Source organism: Acinetobacter vivianii (assembly GCF_014635885.1).
GTDB lineage: Bacteria > Pseudomonadota > Gammaproteobacteria > Pseudomonadales > Moraxellaceae > Acinetobacter > Acinetobacter vivianii.
This window is the reverse complement of record NZ_BMDR01000003.1, coordinates 284,138-304,361: the sequence shown is the minus strand read 5'-3', so window position 1 is coordinate 304,361 and position 20,224 is coordinate 284,138. Positions and strand designations below refer to the sequence as shown.

Below are 20,224 nucleotides of genomic sequence, written 5' to 3'. Positions count from 1 at the left end.
TGAAAGAGAGCGAGTTAGCTCTCTTTTTCCTTTTCAAAGAACTTAAATTTTAATTCGCTGACCAAGACCCCCAATACCACCAGTAAACCACCGAATAACGCGAGCAAGGGTAAGCGTTCTCCTGCAATGCGTCCAATCACACCTGCCCAGACGGGTTCGCCTGCATAAATAATGGCAGCGCGTGCAGGATCAACCATGCGTTGTGCCCAGTTCATGACAAACTGGATTAAAGCGCTGGCGAGTCCCAATGCGACAGCAATGATGACCAGCCCCCAAGAAAAGGGTGGAATGCTATGTTCACCGACCAATGGCATACTGGCAAAGGACAAGAGAGACGCGACCATCAGTTGCACAACAGTGACTCGTCTCAGATTGACCTTTCCTGCAAAATAACCAATCAGGATAATCTCGAGTGCAATCACGAAGGCACAGGACAGCGTCAGCATTTGTCCGTAATTTAAATCAATGCTGGAAAAACCATTGCCTGTTAAAAAGACCAAACCCGTAAATGCCAAGGCTGTACCGACCCACGTCATGAGTGAAGGTCGTTTCTGAAAAATGGCCCACATCAGGATGGGAACCAAAGGCACATATAGCGCCGTTAAAAATGCCGACTCACTACTTAAGATGGTTTGTAGACCAATGGTTTGCGTGCCATAACCAATTGCAATCATCAGACCGATGGCTGCACCCGCCAGTATTTCCTTAAAGGTTAAACCTCGCATCGACTTTATAGAGATCAGGAAAATAGCCAAAGCGGCGACTGCAAAACGGCAGCCCACAAAAAACATCGGGGTACTAAAGTTCAGTGCGTATTGCACGGCTAAAAAAGTACCGCCCCAAATCATGGTAATAAAAATCAGGGCAAATTGTGCGGCTTTAGGAGACTGGGATAAGGAGGCCAAAACAACGATCCTAAGAAAAGTGCAATATAATGCACATATTGCATTAGTTGGTCGATGTGTGCAATATATTGCGCAAGTTTTATTTTTTATCATTGTGGTTTATGAATCCATCCGATACTGTCCTGACCCACGTAGGAAAAAATATTCGCCATTTTCGGGATCAGGGCCATTTAAGCCAACAGGAACTGGCAGATCGGGCAGGGGTCAGTCGCCGTACCATTGCGGCCTTGGAAACAGGTCAGGTCAATATTAGCCTGGCGAAACTGGATGCAATTGCGGCAGTACTGGGAATTGATTTCAAGCGTATCGTCAGTGCACCTGAACTGGGTGAATCGGAAATCGTAAATACCTTGGCTTGGCAAGGAGAGCATCCGACCAGTCATGCCACACTGTTAGCCTCAGTTCCAGCGTATACACAAGTTGAGTTGTGGACGTGGTCATTGGCTGTTGGTGAGATTTATCATGCGGAAGCGGATCAAAAGGGCTGGCGGGAACTCATTTATGTGCTCGAAGGCGAGTTAAGTCTGGAATTTGAACAGGAAACACGAGTTGTTCAGGCAGGCGACTCTATTCTATTTGAAAGTTCGATTCGTTATTGTTATGCCAATCGGGGTACACAGCCATTAAAATTCATTCGTAATGTGCTGTATTAAATCAAAAGAAGTTATCTGGGCAGATAACTTCTTTTTTATGCAAAATTAAAGACGGTTGTCTTCATCGAGCAATAATTGTGCTTCACGAAGGTTTAAGGTGCCTTCGTAAATTGCGCGGCCTGTGATCGCACCTAAAATACCTTTTTGGCCTTTTAAGTTGCGTACATCATCAAGGTTGGTCACACCGCCAGATGCAATCACGGGTAAGCCAGAATAGTCTGCCAGATTGACAGTCTGCTCAACGTTAACACCTTGCATCATGCCATCACGGGCAATATCGGTATACACAATGCTGGATACGCCTGCATCTGCAAAACGTTTCGCAAGATCAGTCGCCTTGACGTCAGTAATATTGGCCCAACCATCAGTTGCTACCATACCATTCATGGCATCAATACCGACAATAATACGACCTGCAAAACGCTTACATGCTTCTTCTACAAACTCAGGCTCTTTAACTGCCTTAGTTCCGATAATGACAAAAGAAACACCAGCTTCTAAATAATGCTCGATGGTTTCAAGTGAACGGATACCGCCACCGATCTGGATTGGTAGTTCTGGCTGTGCACGTACAATCGCTTCGACCACAGGCTTATGAATCGGCGTGCCGGCAAAAGCACCATTTAAATCGACTAAATGTAAACGACGTGCGCCTTCATCCACCCAATGTTGTGCAGTTGCCACAGGGTCATCAGAGAAAACAGTATCGTCTTCCATACGTCCTTGTTTTAAACGGACACATTTACCATCTTTCAGGTCAATTGCTGGGATGATTAGCATACACCGCTCCTTGCGTCATCATAGAGTTTAAATTATTAGGGGCTTGTTGAACGTCCCTCTATGATTGCGACAAAGAAGGCAATTTAGCCTACAACGCAATGCATTTCTGAATGTTCAGCGTGCCCTATATTAGCAAAGTATTGATCAATCTCTAAGCCTTGTCTGTTGATCCTTCAAGTATTTTCATGATTTGTTGTTGTAATTGTGGTGTGAATCGGTGTTGCTGGTAAAGCTGTTCAAATACCAGCAGTGCTGCATAAGCGTCCGCTGCGGCATAACTGATTTGTTGAGGACTAAGACGTTTCACTGCCCAATTTGAGGTACTGATCTTTTTACTTTTGGCAAAATAACGCTGGAATAGTAGGGCAATCGCGGTTTGTACACCGACTTGGCTCCGATAACCAAAACTTGCGAAGCTTTTGGAAAGTTCAATCAATGACGTGGGCTGGATATCTTTGCCACGGAAAATATGTGCGTCATTCTTGAGTCCAAAACCGACTTTGAGTTGCTGTTCATTTTCCAAAATGGGTTTTAAAAATGACAAAATTTCGGCACTGACTTGGAAAAGAAAAACGCTATCGTAAGTTGCAAGCTGGATGAGATGAGGCCCTGTCGATTTTTCTCCAACTTTAAAGGTCGGTTTCGACTCACTGTCAAAACCGAAGACTTGGATGGAACTGAGTTGATCTTGCAGGGCCAAGCATTGTTCAAGCGTTTGAATGACAATAATTTTGTCTGAAGCAAGGTTTTCAAAGGCAGGGAGGGCACGTATTTGTTCTTTACTTAAAGGCGCTACTGCGTGTTGAGATGTATCCATCTGCATTAAAACTCAAGTCATTTCTCTGAGCTTAAAGGGTTTTATTGAAATAAAAAAGCCAAGTCGAAACTTGGCTTAGCAAACATGACGTATTTATTTAGCTTGATTTATCTGTTGCTCAATCTGAGCTTGCTGGCTTCTTTGTACGTAGTCTTGATAAGCAGGAATAGCAATTGCTGCCAAAATACCAAAAATAAATGCAAGAGGGATGATAATGATATAAATCCAGCCCAAGACCTTTTCCCAATCGGAAGTTATTCGTGCCAAACCAAAGTTATTTTCGCCTTCTGTTCCTTTAGCACAAAATAGATAAATCATAAGAAATAAATTTGCTATAGGCACAAGCATCAGCAGGGATAACCAGCCACTTTGATTTCGATCATGTAAACGACGGATCGTAAATACAAAAGATAGATAGATAAACCCAATATATATAATTCCTAATACGATGATGAAGAAAATTGAAAAGTTTGGTTCTTGAGAACTACTTTCTGTAAATAGACCAGTGGAGAGGGCTAGTACGAAGAAAATAATAAAGAAAATGATACTACTTAAAAATGTCCAAGCTGCATAGGAAAGTCGACCAAAGCGACCTTTAGCACTTAGAGGGTGATCCACGGTTTGGGTTGATGAATTCATTGTTATTCCTATTTAAGTGTTTTTATGGGATTGTAAAACTTAAAAAATGTATTATGCATTAGAATATTAAAGAAATTTTTTAAATTAATGCTTAAATTATTTTATATATAACAGACCAAGTCATAACAAAGGACTTGATCTGTATGAGTGAAGCTTAAATTTTCCATTCCACAAAGTTCTTTAACAACTGTAAACCAGCGGTATGACTTTTCTCTGGGTGGAATTGTGTTGCGAACAAATTGTCTTTATGAATCGCCGTACAGAAGTTCACGCCATAATCACAGGTTGCTGCCGTGACTGCTGCATCTTTTGGCTCAACATAATAACTATGCACAAAGTAGAAACGCACATCTTGTTCAATGTTGTTCCACATTGGATGCTCTGGATCAAGCTGATGTACCTGATTCCAGCCCATGTGTGGCACTTTTAAATTTGGAATTTCAGGGAAATGTTTAACCACACCATCGAAAATGCCGAGCGCATCAACACCACCATTTTCTTCCGAGCTTTGTAGTAGCGCTTGCATACCCACGCAAATCGCAAGCACAGGTTTATTGAAGGCTGCCTGACGCACCACTTCATCAATCCCTGCTTCACGCATACCTTGCATGCAGTCACGCATTGCGCCTACACCCGGAAACACAATCTTATCAGCTTTGGCAATCAGTTTAGGATCATTGGTCACGTCCACTGTTGCACCGACATGCTCTAGCGCTTTCGCGGCAGAGTGCAGGTTGCCCATGCCATAATCAAGTAAAGCAATACGTGTCATTACAAGCTACCTTTGGTTGAAGCAATGGTATTTTCAGCACGTGGATCAACCTCACAGGCCATACGTAATGCACGTGCCAACGCTTTAAATACACTTTCAATCTGGTGGTGGCTATTTTTGCCTTTCAGGTTATCAACATGCAGCGTCATTAGTGCATGATTGACAAAGCCCTGGAAAAATTCCGAGAATAAATCGACATCAAAGCTACCAATGCGCGCACGTGTAAATGGAATATCCATAAATAAGCCAGGGCGACCAGACAGATCAACCACCACACGAGATAGTGCTTCGTCTAAAGGTGCATAAAAATGCCCATAACGACGTAAGCCTTTTTTATCACCTAAAGCTTGTGCAAAGGCTTGTCCCAGTGTGATTCCGCAGTCTTCAACGGTATGATGGTCATCGATTTCCAGATCACCATCGCAATGAATGTCGATATCAAATAGACCATGACGCTTGATTTGATCAATCATATGGTCTAAAAATGGAACTCCAGTGTTGAGTGTGCCTTGACCAGTACCATCGAGATTGAGACGAACTCGAATTTTTGTTTCGTTGGTATTTCTTACCACTTCACTGATACGTTGCGTCATGGACACGTTCCTCAAAAAACGTCAAAAATGATTGAATTAAAAACCAATAGTTTCGCTGTGACGAAAAAGTGACAGCATCATAGTTTGCTCAGGAGGGTTAATCAATGCCTATTACCGTACATGCTTACAGTTCTCTGGAAGATTCAGGAATTCGTACTCAGCTAGAGCGACTTTACGATACCAGCCCAGAGTTTGGTGACGGGCAAGATGCAATGGAACAACTTGAACAAAATCTACAGCAATATACCACAGTTTACACTGCTGAATTTAACACCAAAATTATAGGTGCAATTTGGGCGACAGGACAAGGTGAAAGCCGTGTTCTGGAATATATTGTGGTTCATCCAGCCAATCGTGGTCGTGGTGTTGCAGAACGTCTGGTTGAAGAGGTTTGCCGCATGGAAGAAGCGCAGGGCGTGCAACAGTTTGAACCAGGTTGCGGGGCGATCCATCGTTGCCTGTCGCATCTCGGTAAAATCTAAAAAGCTGCCTTAAAATTATGCTTTGTAGCAAAATTAAGCGCTTAAACGAAAAATCCACAAATTTGCTTGACGGGCTTAGACAAACATTGTTTAATACGCCCACTTTGGCGTGATAGCTCAGTAGGTAGAGCAACGGATTGAAAATCCGTGTGTCCCCAGTTCGATCCTGGGTCTCGCCACCATAAATTTGTATTTTCAATCCCTGATCCCATCAGGGATTTTTTTTATCTCAAAAAATGATTGCGTGAAAAATGGGCAATCAAATCAAAAGCTCATGATAATTATTGACTATTGGGCTGAGATACGGCTTAATACACCCCATTGGCGTGATAGCTCAGTAGGTAGAGCAACGGATTGAAAATCCGTGTGTCCCCAGTTCGATCCTGGGTCTCGCCACCATATTCAAAAAGCCTCAAACGAAAGTTTGGGGCTTTTTTTATTGCTTCAATATTTTGCTATATTGAGGTTAAGTAGAAGAATTGAAGAATAACATCGCATGAAAGATCTGTTTTCGGCGCAAAGTGAACTTTATCAACAGGCGCGACCAACTTATCCACAATCGCTCATAGATAGCTTAATTAAGCAGCTTAAAGGTTTTGATTGCGCATGGGACTGTGGTGCAGGTTCAGGACAATTAACGCGGCTGATTGCGCTGTATTTTCAACAGGTGATCGCAACTGATTTAAGCCAGAACCAGCTCGATCAGGCGCCGGCTTTGAGTAATGTCAGCTATTTACAGCAAGCTGCGGAGCAGTGCACTTTTCCAGATCATCATTTTGACTTGATTACCGTTGCGCAGGCGATTCACTGGTTTGACTTTGAAAAATTCTACGCACAAGTGAAGCGCACGCTCAAACCAGATGGTGTGATTGCAGTGATTGGTTATGGCTTGTTAGCGCTTGATGACGCGCTTTTGAATGATCGGATACGACAACTTTATTCTCAGACCTTACACGGCTTCTGGGATGCAGAGCGGCGCTATATTGATGAGCATTATCAAACGATTCCATTTCCTTTTGAGGAACTTCCAATGCCACAGTTTCAGATTGAACTATGTTGGACAGGACAGCAGTTGTGGGATTATCTCAATACTTGGTCTGCGATAAAACATTACCAAGATCAAATGCGAGTCAGTGCTTTAGCAGATTTACAGGATATCCTGCTGATCCAGCAGCCGATGCAGGTCACTTTTCCTATTCTGCTGAGAGTGGGGCGGCAAAGCATTTAAAAGACTGATAATAAAAAAGCATGCCGAAGCATGCTTTTTGATGAAGAACCATGGAGATATTAAGCTGATTTAGCAATATCTACAGGTGCTAACATATGACCTGTCTCTTCAAAGTTGGCATGCCAAGACAATGCTTCACGCAGAATATGTGGCGTATGGCCGCCACGTTCGCAAGCACGGTCAAAGTAATCGTTGAGTGCACCTTGGTAAAGTGGGTGTACACAGTTGTCGATAATCACACGCGCACGTTCACGTGGTGCCAAGCCGCGTAAATCAGCCAAACCAACTTCTGTTACCAAAATATCCACATCATGTTCATTGTGATCGACATGGCTGACCATTGGCACGATCGATGAAATATCGCCACCTTTGGCAATGGATTTGGTTACAAAGATTGCAAGGTGAGCATTACGGGCAAAGTCACCTGAACCGCCGATACCATTCATCATTTTGGTACCGCAGACATGCGTTGAGTTCACGTTACCGTAAATATCAAACTCAAGCGCAGTGTTAATCCCGATAATCCCTAAGCGACGTACGATTTCAGGATGGTTGGAAATTTCTTGTGGACGTAACACCAGTTTGTCTTTGTATTTTTCAAGATTGCCAAAAACACGTTCGCCACATTGTGCTGATAACGTAATTGAGCTGCCTGAAGCGAACTTCATTTTACCTGCATCAATCAATTCAAAGGTACAGTCTTGTAGTACTTCTGAATACATTACCAGATCTTCAAAGTTTGAATCTTTAAGACCGGTTAAAACGGCATTGGCAATTGAACCAATCCCTGCCTGTAATGGACCTAAGTTCTTCGCTAAACGGCCTTCAGCCACTTCTTTTTCAAAGAATTTAATTAAGTGATTCGCAATACCTTGAGTTTCAGCATCAGGTGGCGTCACAGTTGATGGAGAATCCGCCGTATCATTTAATACGATACCGACGATTTTCGCTGGATCGATTGGAATTGCAGTTGAGCCAATACGGTCATCCACTTTCGTTAATGGCAGTGGGGTACGTGTTGGACGGTAAGTCGGGATATAAATATCGTGCAGACCTTCGAAGTTTTCACTGAGAGATGTATTGATTTCAACAATTACTTTTTCTGCAAAAATCGCAAAGCTCGCAGAGTTCCCTACAGAAGTGGTTGGAACAATATGACCTTCTTCGGTAATCGCAACCGCTTCAATCACCGCAACATCAGGACGTTTCAATTGCTGGTTACGCATTTGCTCAACGGTTTCAGATAAATGCTGGTCAATAAACATCACTTCGCCGTTGTTGATGGCACGACGTAAAGTATTGTCGACCTGAAATGGCATACGACGAGCAAGTACACCTGCTTCTGTCAATTGCTTGTCTAAGTCATTGCCGAGGCTTGCACCAGTAATTAACGTGATTTTTAACGGATTTTTCTTGGCTTGTTCAACCAGTGCCTGAGGAACAGCTTTTGCCTCACCTGCACGGGTAAAACCGCTCATACCTACCGTCATATCATTTTTAATAAAGCTGGCAGCCTGTTCTGCACTCATCACTTTGTCGTGTAGAGCTGCAAGGCGAATACGACTTAAAGACATCATCCATTCTCAATTTTGCTTTTCATTGGGTATGGATTTTAGCGCTAAAACATGAAAAGTGAATTGAAATAAGGCTAAGGTCTAATACAGCTGCATACGCTTTATGCACTTATGTTTCAGCCTGATTTTTAGATGCGGGATAGTTGCTTGAATTTAGAAGAAAAAAGATAAAGGTGGGTTGAATAAATCAAGTTTTAACAACTGTATCGAATGGGTAGAAAGTCGCCAATTTTGTGGTGATTAAATAGGCGACTTTAGTCTAAATCAACAGAATTTATGCGATTGATTCAGCATTTGGGTTTAGAAATGTCCTGTAAGAGTCTGCTTGATCTTATCAATGGCATTATTCGGTGATTCGGTGATTCGGTTGCTGGTGCAGCCGTTGGAATAGGGAGAGAAATCACCACTTCCAAGCCGCCTTGTTCACGATTGCGAATATTGATCTGGCCTTGATGGATGTCGACAATACGTTTCACAATCTGTAGGTTTGATTTTTTAGGATGTTTTAGTTGTGAGATAAGCGGTTTCTATTTAAAAAATCTTTTAAAATTAAAAATTAGTTTTTTATAGATATTTAAATTAAGCTTAATATTTTATTTATTTTCTAAATACACCCAGAGATAGGTAATTTTTTAACTGAATTAATAATTAATGGATTACCTTTTTTTGAACAAGTGCGAAACTATATAAGGCTATTCTTTTAATTTTCTTATTAATAAACTGGCTTAATATGAGTTATATTAACTAATCTTTTTGCAGCAAGAATTAGCTTTATGTTAGGTTGAGCTAATATGCAAGAATAAAGAAACTTATCTGTAATATTTTAATGAAAGCAGAAATGTAAATAGTTTTAGGGGTTATTAAAATGAGTAAAAAACATATTTATCCATCGATTCCAGTTGTCTTATTATCAATAATGTTAACAGCATGTGGGGGCGGCTCGGGGAGTAATTCATCGACACCGACACCGACACCGACACCGACACCAACACCAACACCGACACCAACACCAACACCAACACCAACACCGACACCGACACCAACACCGACACCGACACCAACACTTGTGGCTGCATCTGCATTTTCAGTGTTGGCGGGTAATACAGGGGGGGAAGGTTTTGTTGATGGTAAAGGCGTTGATGCAAGATTTAGTCGAGCACAGAGTATTGCAAGTGATCGACATGGTAACTTTTATGTGGCTGATACTTCTAATCACACTATTCGAAAAATTAGCCCTGCAGGAATTGTTACAACCATAGCAGGTCTAGCTATGGTAAAGGGTAGTACTGATGGAGCTGGTACTACTGCCCGATTTAATGCTCCAACAGCAATTGCTGTTGATAGTAGTGATAACGTATATGTATCTGATACTGGTAACTATACTATTCGAAAAATTAGCCCTACAGGTAATGTCACTACTTTAGCTGGTGCCGTGGGAAAATCTAGTTATGCTGATGGTCAAGGTTCAATGGCCAGATTTGTATATGTCGGTGGGATTGCTGCAGGGAAGAATGGTAACGTTTTTGTAGCCGACTCATTCAGTAGAACCATTCGTAAAATTAGTCCTACGGGTGTTGTTACTACGATAGCAGGATCAGGAACGGTAGAGGAGGGTAATATCAATGGTAATGGTACTAACGCTAGATTTCGTTTACCTGTAGGAATTGCTATTGATAATAATGATAATATTTTCGTATGTGATAGTGGTAGCTATACTATTCGTAAAATTAGTCCTAAAGCTGATGTTACCACTATTCTTGGTGGTTTTGATTGTGACGGAATATCAGTTGATTTACAGGATAATATCTATGCGACAAAATCAATAAGAAATATTATCAAAAAACTTAGTCCTACAGGCGTGGTCAGCATTCTAGCAGGAAAGGATGCAGAGTGGGGGAGTGTCGATGGTAAAGGCAATGCTGCTAGATTTCATTCCCCTCATGGAATTTCTGTCGGTATAGATGGTAATGTTTATGTAGCCGATAGCCTAAATAGCACCATTCGCAAAATTAACTCAGTAGGCGTTGTTAGCACCTTTGCAGGCACAGCGAGTAAAGTGGGTAATACTGATGGAACAGGTTCTGCAGCATTGTTTGATAATCCGGAAGGAATTACCGTTGATGAACATAACAATGCATATGTAACTGATATGTTTAATGACAATATTAGAAAGATTAGCTCCACAGGTGTGGTTACTACTTTAGCTGGGTTGCGCATTCCAGGTGAATCTACTGTAAATGATGGCATAGGGATTAAAGCAGGCTTTAGTTGGCCTTCGGCAATTACTATTGATAACAGTGGATATACTTATGTGGCAGATACTGCCAATCATACTATACGTAAAATTAGTCCATCAGCAGTAGTCACTACTTTAGCTGGATTAGCTGGGGAAAGTGGTGATGTTGATGGGAATGGAGCAACTGCACGATTCCTTCTACCATCTGGAATTACAATTGATAGAAACAAAAATATTTATGTAGCTGATACAAGAAATTCTATTATTAGAAAAATCAGTCCATCTGGCACTGTTACTACTCTTGCAGGTTTGGCTGGAGTAAAGGGAAGTGCTGATGGTAAAGGGGATATTGCACGGTTTTATTTACCTACGGGAATTACAGTTGATAGTAGTGGAAATCTATATGTAGTTGATCAAAAAAGTACGGTACGTAAAATTACCCCTTCAGGTCTGGTGAGTACTTTACCGATAGAAGGCGGTGGAGTAAATTTCAATCTTCGCAAAATAGTATTAGATGCGAACGGTAATTTTTATATTATTAACCCGATAGAATCAACTATACTCATGGCTCGTCAAGTTTGTGATGCAACAACCTCAGGTTGTAAACTTCAAGTGCTTAAATATGCTGTTATGTATAATGCAAAAGATTTGGCAATTTCATCGAATGGTCTTATGTACATTACTGCTCTTAATGCGGTTCTAACCACCGCACTAACAAATTGGCGGTAGAAAAAATAAGAAACTGTTCAGAACATTAATTTATTTTACTTATAGCCTCTTATTTTTATAAACATGGAAACTAAGAGGCTGTAAAAATAGTAAGATTTGAATTTTTAAGCCAGATTAATGTGTTTCAATATTTGATTTAAAGTTGATTATATATGTATTTTCGGTGAGATAAATAAGAGGAATGGCTAACTGGATAGAATTTTGTATTCCTTAATTTAGCTCAATTGGGCATTTGCAATCAAAAATGCCCCGTAAGGGTCTGCTTGATCTTATCAATGGCATTATTCGGTGATTCGGTTGCTGGTGCAGCCGTTGGAATAGGGAGAGAAATCACCACTTCCAAGCCACCTTGTTCACGATTGCGAATATTGATCTGGCCTTGATGGATGTCGACAATACGTTTCACAATTGCCAGTCCAAGTCCGCTACCTTGAATGGTGCGCGCAGAATTACCGCGTACAAAAGGCTGCATCAGTTCTTCGACCTGATCAGGTGGAATACCTTCACCATGATCGGCGACGGTAATCAGGATATGATCATCGACATGACTGGCAGACAGTTCAATCGGTTCTGCACCATAGCGTTTGGCATTATTGATCAGATTGGCAATGAGGCGTTTCAGCGACAAACTACGGGCAGCAATGATCGGAAGCTCTTGTGCTTCAAAACGAATATCTAGTGGTTTAAATTGCACCACCAGTTCTTGCAACAGGCTATTCAGATTTGTCTCTGTGAGCTCTTCATCGGAACCATCACGCATATAGGAAATGAACTGATTCAGAATCGCGTCCATATCATCCACGTCGTAGATCAGACCTTCACGGAAAAATTCATCAGGTAGCATTTCAGCGGTTAAGCGAATACGTGTTAATGGTGTGCGTAAATCATGCGAAATACCCGCCAGCATGATTTGACGATCACGCTCGGTTTGCTCCAGCGTATACACCATATGGTTAAAGGCTTGATTGACCTGACGGATTTCGAGTGGGCCATGATTGGTATCGAGGTAGGGGGCTTTCCCTGTTTTACTATAATTATTCGCGGTATTTTGCAGTCGACGTAAAGGTCGATTCATTTGGCGAACCAGAATTAAAATAATGATAGAGGATACAATCGGGACACCAAATAACCAGCCAGCAATCAGCTCAACACTATAGTTGGTATAGGTTTTTAAAGGCTCTCTGACCCAGTTACCATTCATTTCAGGTGTTTGAATCCAGATCCGTGGAATGGGTTTAAATTTAAAATAAACAGTAACGTCTTTAACGCCCAGCTCTTTCGCCAGTTTTTCTTCAATCTGGTTGGTAAACAGTTCTGCTAGGAATTTATCTTCAACTTTGGGAAATTCTTTAGGATCAGTTACATATTCAATGCCGATACGATTTTTTAACCATGTATCGACATCCACTTCGCTATCACGATGCAAAATACGGATATCTGGATTGTTGACCAGTTCCAGCTCAATCGCAAGATAGCGGGCATGTTGCTGCAATTCAGGAAGATAAAGCGTTCGCCAAAAGAACCACAAGGACATAAACAGGCTAAAAAACACCATGAACAAGACCAGAATGGTGGTGCGCATGGCAGCAGAACGCGGTTTAATTTTATCTAAAAAACGTTCCCATTTGGTTCGGGGCCTTTCGGAATAAGCCGCGAACTCGGTAAATTCTTGTGGATCAATTGGTTCAAGTTTCAACGTTTAATTTCCTGAACTTACTCTGCGCCATCTGGAACAAAAACGTAACCCACACCCCAAACGGTCTGGATGTAACGTGCGCGGGCAGGGTTATCTTCAATTAAACGACGTAAACGCGAAACTTGGACATCGATTGAACGCTCCATTGCACCCCATTCACGGCCACGCGCCAGATTCATCAATTTGTCGCGTGTTAACGGCTCACGAGGGTGTTGAACGAGGGCTTTCAATACCGCAAACTCACCTGTAGTTAACGTCACTACCTGACCTTCACGGGTCAAGGTACGTGTAGACAGGTCGAGTGACCAAGGGCCAAAGCTAACTACTTCAACTTGCTGACTTGGTGCACCAGGTACTTCACGCACTTGGCGACGTAGTACCGCACGGATACGGGCAAGTAACTCATTTGGGTTAAACGGTTTTGGCAGGTAATCGTCTGCACCCGCTTCAAGACCTGCAATACGGTCAGAATCGCTACCGCGTGCGGTAAGCATAATAATTGGCGTGTCAATATTAGACTGACGTAAGCGACGACAAATACTTAAACCATCTTCTACAGGGAGCATAAAATCAAGCACGATTAGAGAGAATAGTTCACGTTGTAGTAAACGATCCATCTGTGTCGCATCATGAGCAGTTTTTACGACGAAACCTTTATCTTCGAGGAAACGTTGTAAAAGCGTACGCAAGCGCACATCGTCATCAACCACTAAAATGCGTTCGACCCGGTCTGTCTCATGGTGTACGGTTTCCGTCGATTCAGCAGGTACAACTAAACTCATGATTGTGCTCCTTTATCGTTTATTGTCATCGTCTTTATGCAATGCGAGTGTGAAATATCTATAGACCTTCGAGTATACGATTCATTGCACAGTTTTGGCTATGTTATAAAGCAACAAATATTGCCAATAAAATCAAGAGATAGATACCAAATATATACAGGCAAAATCATGACAATCAACCTATTTTTCAATATTTAGGCAGAAAAAACAGCTTGTTTTGGAAACATTCGGCGATTTGCATAAAAGATAAGAGGGCAGATTTTATGAAAAACCCTGAGCATAATGACCAAATAAAGCGCTATGTTTAAAATTTATACACAGCGAAAACACAATATTCAAAAAAACAATGGTGGATTTTATAGCCATGAACTTTATAATCATTGCTTTTAGACTTAACCCTTGTGGAATCAATCACGATGACTGACTTAGTTCAGCAGTTGGCAAATGAACTTGCCGTACGTCCAAACCAAGTAGAAGCTGCTATTCGTTTAATTGATGAAGGTGCTAGCGTTCCTTTTATTGCACGTTACCGTAAAGAAGTCACGCAAGGCTTAGACGATACGCAATTACGTCAACTCGATACACGTTTAACTTATTTACGTGATTTATACGAGCGTCGTGAGAAGGTAATTCAATCTTTACAAGAACAAGATAAATTAAGCGATGATTTATTAGCACGTGTAAATGCGGCTGAAACGAAAAATGCATTAGAAGAAATTTATGCACCTTATCGTCCAAAACGCACCAGCAAATCATTTAAAGCAAAAGAAGCTGGTTTAGGGCCAATTGCTGAAAAAATTCTTGCAGATCAAATTGATCCTGCTGAAGCTTTGGCTGGTTTTAGTCATGAAGACTATCCAGATACTGAAAGTCAGCTAGATGCAATCCAGCATATCCTGATTGACGACTGGGCACAAAATATTGCCTTAACCACTGAATTAAAACAAACTTTTGCTAAAACTGCAGTATTGAAAAGTGCAGTCGCTTCTGATGAGAAAAAAGAAGTGGGCAAGAAATTCCGTGATTATTTTGAATTTTCAGAAAATCTCAATAAAGTGCCTTCACATCGTTTATTGGCGATGTTACGTGGCCGTCAGGAAAATGTACTGGGCTTGAAAGTGGATGGTGAAGATGATGCACCATTGGCACGTATTGAGACAGAATATAATCTTGAGCAGCTTCAACCACAAAGCCGTCAGGATTATTTAAAGCAAACCGCTAAATTATTCTGGTTGGGTAAAATCCGTCCGCAAATTGAACATTCATTATTAACAGATAAGCGTTTAGCTGCTGAAGCTGAAGCGATGGATGTCTTTGCTGAAAACTTACGTCATTTATTGCTTTCTGCACCTGCAGGCAGCCGCACGACTTTAGGTGTGGATCCTGGTATCCGTACTGGCGTGAAACTTGCTGTCGTGAGTGATGCAGGGGATGTACTGGCGCATAGTACGATTTACCCATTTGCACCAAAAGAAGATAAAGAAGGTTCGCTTGCAGAACTTGCGCGTTTATGCCGAGAGTTCCACGTGGAACTTATTGCAATTGGTAACGGAACTGCAAGTCGTGAAACCGAAGCTTTGGTTGCAGAAATGATGGCGGCCAATGCTGATTTGAAATTGACGCGTATTACCGTAAGTGAAGCGGGTGCATCAGTTTATTCTGCAAGTGAGCTGGCTTCACAAGAACTTCCAGAACTTGATGTGTCGATTCGTGGTGCAGTTTCAATTGCACGCCGTTTGCAAGATCCATTGGCTGAACTCGTTAAAATTGATCCAAAATCAATTGGTGTAGGTCAATATCAACATGACGTGAATCAGACTGGTTTGGCAAAAACACTGGATGCAGTGGTTGAAGACTGTGTGAACGCTGTTGGTGTAGATGTGAATACGGCTTCGCCTGCAATTCTTGCTTATATTGCAGGTCTGAATAAATCGATTGCTCAGCAAATCGTGGAATACCGTAAAGAAAACGGTCGATTTGATAACCGTCAGGCATTGAAAAAAGTACCACGTTTAGGCGAACGTACTTTTGAACAATCAGCAGGTTTCTTACGTGTTCAAAATGGTTCAGAGCCATTGGATGCATCTGCTGTTCACCCTGAAAGTTATGGCTTGGTGGAAAAAATTGTTGCGGCAAAAGCAACTACGGTAAAAGATATTATTGGTAACACTGAAATCATTCGCCAAGTGAAGGCAGATGAGTTTGTCGATGACAAATTTGGTTTGCCGACTATTCAGGACGTTTTAGCTGAATTGGAAAAACCAGGCCGTGACCCACGTCCAGAGTTCCGTACTGCGAAGTTCCGTGAAGACATTACTGAGGTTGCTCAACTGACTGAAGGCATGCAGCTTGAAGGTGTGGTAACCAATGTGACCAACTTCGGTGCCTTTGTTGATGTGGGTGTACACCAAGATGGTTTAGTCCATATCTCTGAACTTGCTAATGAATTTGTATCTGATCCACATAAAGTGGTCAAACCAGGTCAAATCGTACAAGTACGTGTGATGCAGGTTGACGTAGAACGTAATCGTGTCAACTTAAGTATGCGTGCAGAAGGTTCTGCGCCAGCGAAAGCAGCGCGTCCACAACGTGCTCCGCAAGAGCGTACTGAGCGTAAGCCACAGGGTCAACGTCCACCACGCAAAGAAGGTGACTTTAAGCGCCCACAACATAACAAGCCGAAATCTGATAAACCTCAAGAGCAAAAAATTGGTGGTTTAGGTGCATTGTTATTACAAGCTGGGATTAAAGGTTCTAAATAAATTTATAGCTTCTAAAAAAACCTCCTTCGGGAGGTTTTTTTATTGCTGTGATTCATTTAATGCACTGTAGATTTAAAGCCTGTTGAAATCTAAGATGAGGCGAATCTTAAGATCAACAAAAATAGGTTTAAATCGATAAATAAATATACAACGTTATAACGTAACCAAACTTTAAAACTTGCACTTTGTCGGACAATATCATGCAAGCCTTAAAGTAGGGAAAACACTTTCAGGCAGTAAAAATTAATTATTTTTTATTATAAATGGTTGCCTCATGACAAGTTTAACACTGAAAAATAGATTCCATTTAAATGACCTCCTCTCCGGCGTTGTCGTTTTTCTCGTGGCCTTGCCTTTATGTCTAGGTATTGCTTTAGCCTCGGGAGCGCCCATTATTTCAGGCATTATTGCTGGAATTGTTGGCGGCATTATTGTTGGGCTGCTGAGTGGCTCTCACATCAGCGTTTCGGGCCCGGCAGCAGGACTGACTGCGGTCATTCTGGTACAACTGGATCAATTAGGCGGCAATTATGCCGCTTTTTTATTGTGTATCGTCTTTGCTGGGATTTTACAGATTTTATTTGGGCTCTTTAAATTGGGCTTCTTTGCGAATTTTATTCCCAATAATGTGATCTTGGGATTACTGGCTGCAATTGGCGCAATTCTGATAGTGACTCAATTGCCTTATTTATTCGGTTTATCCAACTTTTCTTGGGATATGTTGTGGACCAGTACACCGAGTGCCTTGGTTCAGCATTTTGATCTGGGCGCTGCCTTAATTGGCCTGCTGAGCTTATTTCTGATTTTGGCTTGGGATAGCAGTCCATTGAAAAAACTGGCTCTACCATCTGCCTTGATAGCCGTTGTACTGGCTGCGGGTTTAAATTTTATTTTAATTCATATTGGTTCGCCGTGGGCGGTACAAACCGATAACCTGATCCAATTGCCTAATATCTTAGAGGCGCCTCAAGAGGTGCTGGTTTTCCCTGACTTTGCTTATCTGGCCGAGCCATTGATTTACACTGGTGCGGTCACGTTGGCTATCGTAGCTTCATTAGAAACATTATTGAATCTGGAAGCAGCCGATAAACTGGATTCACAAAAAAGATCGTCTCCCCCCAATCGTGAGTTGTGGGCACAAGGGGCGGGCAATATTGTGTCGGGTTTGATTGGTGGAATGCCTGTGACATCAGTAATTGTACGCAGCTCGGTCAATGCCAATACAGGTGCACGCAGTAAATGTTCTACCATCATTCATGGGATACTTTTGTTATTGGCAGTCTTGTTCTTTGTGCCATTGATGAACATGATTCCACTATCTGCGCTGGCTGCTATTTTGATTTTGACGGGTTTTAAGCTTACTCATCCAAAATTATTTAAGCAGTTATATCAGAAAGGCTGGAAACAGTTCTTACCTTTTATTATTACGCTGGTTGCAATTTTACTGACAGATTTGTTGACTGGTATCGTAATCGGTTTGCTGACCAGTAGCGGCTTCATTCTCTATGGTAATTTTAATAAAGGCGTACGGGTTTATAAAGAAAAGCATTTGCATGGCATCGTGACCCGTATTGAATTGCCTTCACAAGTGACCTTTTTGAACCGTTCTGCATTGATTTCAGCCTTGGAACATGTGCATAAACATCAACAGTTAATTATTGATGCAACCCAGTGTGATTCGATTGATCCTGATATTTATCAAGTGATTCAGGACTATCAGAATGAAACTGCCAGTAAACGTCAGATCGATCTCAAGCTCATCGGATTTAAGCAACATTATCAGGATGTCGATGAAGCAGCATTGGATATTTATATCAGTACCCGAGAACTGCAACGTAAATTAAGCCCGCAAGAAGTCATTACATTACTCAAAGAGGGAAATGAACGTTTTGTGAAAAATGAACGTCTGCAACGGGATATTTATCGCCAGATCCGAGTGACTGCGGATGAAGGACAGCACCCGATTGCAGCGGTACTGGGCTGTATGGACTCGCGTGCCCCGACCGAGATGATTTTCGATGTCGGGATTGGTGATTTATTCAGTTTAAGAATTGCTGGGAATATTGCTGGGCAAAAAGTACTGGGTTCGCTTGAGTTTGCCTGTCAGGCCAAAGGTTCAAAGGTGATTCTGGTTTTGGGCCATACCGATTGTGGTGCTGTCACCAGTGCCTGCCAATTACGTTTGCAGCATAAACAGGTGGCCGATGTCCCAGAGATGCCGCATATCCAGTATGTATTGGGGCCACTGATGCATTCGGTCGACAGTGTCTATGACATCATGCAGCCACGTGATTTGAGTAAGGCCTTTATCAATCAGGTAACGGCAATGAATGTCCACTACAATATTCAATACATCATTACCCATAGTCCAGTATTGAGAGAGATGCTGGAGCGAGGTGAGATTGCAATTGTCGGGGCAATTTATGATGTTAAAACAGGGCATGTCGAGTTTCTGGATAGTTGATCTTTAAAGCCAAAAAAAGCGCCTATTCTGAGGCGCTTTTTTTATTTGCGCTGTGATAGATCTATTTTTTGTCTCTTGAATTGGAATTTTATCGAGTGAAAAGGAGAATAAAGTCTTACGTAGTTCTATCTTAGGCGTAGAATAGCTCGAATAAACAGCAATTTTATTCTATAAATTTCATTCAATCGCGCTAACCTGACATGATGCAAAAAATTCAAAGGAGGTCGTGATGTCGCGTAGACCTCGGGAACAAGTTGATTACTTACACCTAGAAGAACTGGGTGGTCTGGAAATGCTGAAAGCAAGTTACTATCAGCAGGAGTTTTCACGACATGTTCATGAAGGATTTTGTATTGGTGTGATTGAAGAGGGCGCACAACGCTTTTATCGTACAGGCGGTAATCATGTAGCACCACAGGGCGATATTATTCTGGTCAATGCCGATGAAGTGCATACTGGATCTTCAGCTGTAGATACGGGTTGGCGTTATCGTGCGATTTATCCAACGCCTGAAGTGTTTAATGAACTTACTCGAGATCTGACCACTGTTCATGGTACTGCGCCGTGGTTTCGTGAAGCTGTCCTGCATGATGAAGGTTTGGCTCAACAATTCCGCATATTATTTGATTTACTGGAACAGCCGAATAATACCTTATTAAAACAGACCTTATTCTTGTCTACGATTGCATGGCTGGTGTCCAAATACAGTCAGGTCAAACCGCATGTGACCGACTTGAGCAATGCCAAACAACGAATCCTCAATATTAAAGAACTGATGGCAAGTATGCCTGAGCAAGAGTTTTCTTTGGCTGAGCTGGCAGAAATGGCCAATCTCAGCCAGTGGCATTTCTTGAGACAATTTAAAAAGCATGTCGGATTGTCACCGCATGCATGGTTGGTACAGGCGCGTTTGCAGAAGTCGCAAAGATTGTTAAGACAAGGACTAAATCTATCTGAAGTTTCACAGCAATGTGGTTTCTCTGATCAAAGTCATTTTAGTCGTCATTTCCGTCAGACCTTTGGTATTACCCCCGGCGGTTATATTGCCTATCTCAAATAAAACAGCAATTTTATACAATTCTCCTGAATCAAGTTTTGGCATAGTCACATTG

General features: G+C 41.9%; 16 protein-coding genes, 2 tRNA genes and 1 pseudogene. 9 read left to right on the top strand and 10 right to left on the bottom strand.

The window, feature by feature from the left end:
- Nucleotides 1-14: 14 nt before the first annotated feature.
- Complete coding sequence (locus IEV36_RS07995) at nucleotides 15-848, bottom strand: DMT family transporter (RefSeq protein WP_373869381.1); 834 nt, start codon at nucleotides 846-848, stop codon at nucleotides 15-17.
- Between the two features lie 158 nt (nucleotides 849-1,006).
- On the opposite strand from IEV36_RS07995, the gene IEV36_RS07990 reads away from it, so the two are divergent.
- Nucleotides 1,007-1,558, top strand: coding sequence for a helix-turn-helix domain-containing protein (locus IEV36_RS07990; protein ID WP_005260072.1), 552 nt, complete (start codon nucleotides 1,007-1,009; stop codon nucleotides 1,556-1,558).
- Nucleotides 1,559-1,603: 45 nt separating this feature from the next.
- Here the strand turns inward: IEV36_RS07990 and hisA are convergent, their stop codons facing one another.
- The 5 genes from hisA to hisB form a co-directional block, all read right to left on the bottom strand.
- Entirely contained in the window at nucleotides 1,604-2,338 is a 735-nt protein-coding gene (gene hisA / locus IEV36_RS07985; RefSeq protein WP_004776138.1) for a 1-(5-phosphoribosyl)-5-[(5-phosphoribosylamino)methylideneamino]imidazole-4-carboxamide isomerase, read from the bottom strand.
- Between the two features lie 151 nt (nucleotides 2,339-2,489).
- Nucleotides 2,490-3,161: a 3'-5' exonuclease gene (locus IEV36_RS07980; RefSeq protein ID WP_005260071.1), complete on the bottom strand. Its 672-nt coding sequence runs from the start codon at nucleotides 3,159-3,161 to the stop codon at nucleotides 2,490-2,492.
- 87 nt (nucleotides 3,162-3,248) lie between these two features.
- Complete coding sequence (locus IEV36_RS07975; protein WP_005260070.1) at nucleotides 3,249-3,794, bottom strand: DUF805 domain-containing protein; 546 nt, start codon at nucleotides 3,792-3,794, stop codon at nucleotides 3,249-3,251.
- 154 nt (nucleotides 3,795-3,948) lie between these two features.
- Nucleotides 3,949-4,566: an imidazole glycerol phosphate synthase subunit HisH gene (hisH, locus tag IEV36_RS07970; RefSeq protein ID WP_005260069.1), complete on the bottom strand. Its 618-nt coding sequence runs from the start codon at nucleotides 4,564-4,566 to the stop codon at nucleotides 3,949-3,951.
- The gene (gene hisB, locus IEV36_RS07965) at nucleotides 4,566-5,159 is read right to left on the bottom strand and encodes an imidazoleglycerol-phosphate dehydratase HisB (protein WP_005260067.1); all 594 of its coding nucleotides are present in this window, start codon (nucleotides 5,157-5,159) and stop codon (nucleotides 4,566-4,568) included. Before hisB ends, hisH begins: the two co-directional genes overlap by 1 nt.
- Before the next feature lie 104 nt (nucleotides 5,160-5,263).
- On the opposite strand from hisB, the gene IEV36_RS07960 reads away from it, so the two are divergent.
- From IEV36_RS07960 to IEV36_RS07945, 4 genes are all read left to right on the top strand, one after another.
- A complete protein-coding gene (locus IEV36_RS07960) occupies nucleotides 5,264-5,641 on the top strand; it encodes a GNAT family N-acetyltransferase (RefSeq protein ID WP_004776129.1) in 378 nt (125 codons plus the stop codon).
- Between the two features lie 106 nt (nucleotides 5,642-5,747).
- Nucleotides 5,748-5,823, top strand: a tRNA-Phe gene (locus tag IEV36_RS07955).
- A 141-nt stretch (nucleotides 5,824-5,964) separates the two neighbouring features.
- A tRNA-Phe gene (locus IEV36_RS07950) sits at nucleotides 5,965-6,040 on the top strand.
- Nucleotides 6,041-6,137: 97 nt separating this feature from the next.
- On the top strand, nucleotides 6,138-6,869 hold the full coding sequence (locus IEV36_RS07945) for a class I SAM-dependent methyltransferase (protein WP_005260066.1): 732 nt from the start codon (nucleotides 6,138-6,140) through the stop codon (nucleotides 6,867-6,869).
- 59 nt (nucleotides 6,870-6,928) lie between these two features.
- On the opposite strand, the gene scpC is transcribed toward IEV36_RS07945, so the two are convergent.
- Both scpC and IEV36_RS07935 read right to left on the bottom strand, forming a co-directional pair.
- The gene (scpC, locus tag IEV36_RS07940) at nucleotides 6,929-8,443 is read right to left on the bottom strand and encodes a succinyl-CoA:acetate CoA-transferase ScpC (RefSeq protein WP_005260065.1); all 1,515 of its coding nucleotides are present in this window, start codon (nucleotides 8,441-8,443) and stop codon (nucleotides 6,929-6,931) included.
- Between the two features lie 300 nt (nucleotides 8,444-8,743).
- Nucleotides 8,744-8,928: pseudogene (locus tag IEV36_RS07935) on the bottom strand (ATP-binding protein); the annotation flags it as partial.
- Nucleotides 8,929-9,308: 380 nt separating this feature from the next.
- On the opposite strand from IEV36_RS07935, the gene IEV36_RS07930 reads away from it, so the two are divergent.
- Nucleotides 9,309-11,408, top strand: a complete 2,100-nt coding sequence (locus IEV36_RS07930) for an NHL repeat-containing protein (protein ID WP_005260064.1) — start codon at nucleotides 9,309-9,311, stop codon at nucleotides 11,406-11,408.
- Between the two features lie 238 nt (nucleotides 11,409-11,646).
- On the opposite strand, the gene IEV36_RS07925 is transcribed toward IEV36_RS07930, so the two are convergent.
- Together IEV36_RS07925 and ompR are read right to left on the bottom strand one after the other, a co-directional pair.
- Nucleotides 11,647-13,104, bottom strand: coding sequence for an ATP-binding protein (locus IEV36_RS07925; protein ID WP_005260063.1), 1,458 nt, complete (start codon nucleotides 13,102-13,104; stop codon nucleotides 11,647-11,649).
- Nucleotides 13,105-13,121: 17 nt separating this feature from the next.
- Nucleotides 13,122-13,886 carry an osmolarity response regulator transcription factor OmpR gene (ompR, locus tag IEV36_RS07920; RefSeq protein WP_004657337.1) on the bottom strand — a complete coding sequence of 255 codons (765 nt, stop codon included), beginning with the start codon at nucleotides 13,884-13,886 and terminating at the stop codon, nucleotides 13,122-13,124.
- Between the two features lie 416 nt (nucleotides 13,887-14,302).
- Between ompR and IEV36_RS07915 the strand changes: the two genes are divergently transcribed.
- The 3 genes from IEV36_RS07915 (at nucleotide 14,303) to IEV36_RS07905 (ending at nucleotide 20,172) form a co-directional block, all read left to right on the top strand.
- The gene (locus IEV36_RS07915; RefSeq protein ID WP_005260062.1) at nucleotides 14,303-16,648 is read left to right on the top strand and encodes a Tex family protein; all 2,346 of its coding nucleotides are present in this window, start codon (nucleotides 14,303-14,305) and stop codon (nucleotides 16,646-16,648) included.
- 274 nt (nucleotides 16,649-16,922) lie between these two features.
- The gene (locus IEV36_RS07910) at nucleotides 16,923-19,112 is read left to right on the top strand and encodes a SulP family inorganic anion transporter (RefSeq protein ID WP_005260053.1); all 2,190 of its coding nucleotides are present in this window, start codon (nucleotides 16,923-16,925) and stop codon (nucleotides 19,110-19,112) included.
- A gap of 229 nt (nucleotides 19,113-19,341) precedes the next feature.
- Nucleotides 19,342-20,172, top strand: a complete 831-nt coding sequence (locus tag IEV36_RS07905) for an AraC family transcriptional regulator (RefSeq protein WP_004776118.1) — start codon at nucleotides 19,342-19,344, stop codon at nucleotides 20,170-20,172.
- Nucleotides 20,173-20,224 lie beyond the last annotated feature (52 nt).

What these genes read in the sequence shown, in the direction of transcription:
- IEV36_RS07930 (WP_005260064.1), top strand. Translation starts at nt 9,309, where the DNA reads ATGAGTAAAAAACATATTTATCCATCGATTCCAGTTGTCTTATTATCA.
- hisB (WP_005260067.1), bottom strand. Translation starts at nt 5,159, where the DNA reads ATGACGCAACGTATCAGTGAAGTGGTAAGAAATACCAACGAAACAAAA.
- ompR (WP_004657337.1), bottom strand. Translation starts at nt 13,886, where the DNA reads ATGAGTTTAGTTGTACCTGCTGAATCGACGGAAACCGTACACCATGAG.
- IEV36_RS07975 (WP_005260070.1), bottom strand. Translation starts at nt 3,794, where the DNA reads ATGAATTCATCAACCCAAACCGTGGATCACCCTCTAAGTGCTAAAGGT.
- hisA (WP_004776138.1), bottom strand. Translation starts at nt 2,338, where the DNA reads ATGCTAATCATCCCAGCAATTGACCTGAAAGATGGTAAATGTGTCCGT.
- IEV36_RS07995 (WP_373869381.1), bottom strand. Translation starts at nt 848, where the DNA reads ATGATTTGGGGCGGTACTTTTTTAGCCGTGCAATACGCACTGAACTTT.
- IEV36_RS07980 (WP_005260071.1), bottom strand. Translation starts at nt 3,161, where the DNA reads ATGCAGATGGATACATCTCAACACGCAGTAGCGCCTTTAAGTAAAGAA.
- IEV36_RS07990 (WP_005260072.1), top strand. Translation starts at nt 1,007, where the DNA reads ATGAATCCATCCGATACTGTCCTGACCCACGTAGGAAAAAATATTCGC.
- IEV36_RS07915 (WP_005260062.1), top strand. Translation starts at nt 14,303, where the DNA reads ATGACTGACTTAGTTCAGCAGTTGGCAAATGAACTTGCCGTACGTCCA.
- hisH (WP_005260069.1), bottom strand. Translation starts at nt 4,566, where the DNA reads ATGACACGTATTGCTTTACTTGATTATGGCATGGGCAACCTGCACTCT.
- IEV36_RS07905 (WP_004776118.1), top strand. Translation starts at nt 19,342, where the DNA reads ATGTCGCGTAGACCTCGGGAACAAGTTGATTACTTACACCTAGAAGAA.
- IEV36_RS07945 (WP_005260066.1), top strand. Translation starts at nt 6,138, where the DNA reads ATGAAAGATCTGTTTTCGGCGCAAAGTGAACTTTATCAACAGGCGCGA.
- IEV36_RS07910 (WP_005260053.1), top strand. Translation starts at nt 16,923, where the DNA reads ATGACAAGTTTAACACTGAAAAATAGATTCCATTTAAATGACCTCCTC.
- scpC (WP_005260065.1), bottom strand. Translation starts at nt 8,443, where the DNA reads ATGTCTTTAAGTCGTATTCGCCTTGCAGCTCTACACGACAAAGTGATG.
- IEV36_RS07960 (WP_004776129.1), top strand. Translation starts at nt 5,264, where the DNA reads ATGCCTATTACCGTACATGCTTACAGTTCTCTGGAAGATTCAGGAATT.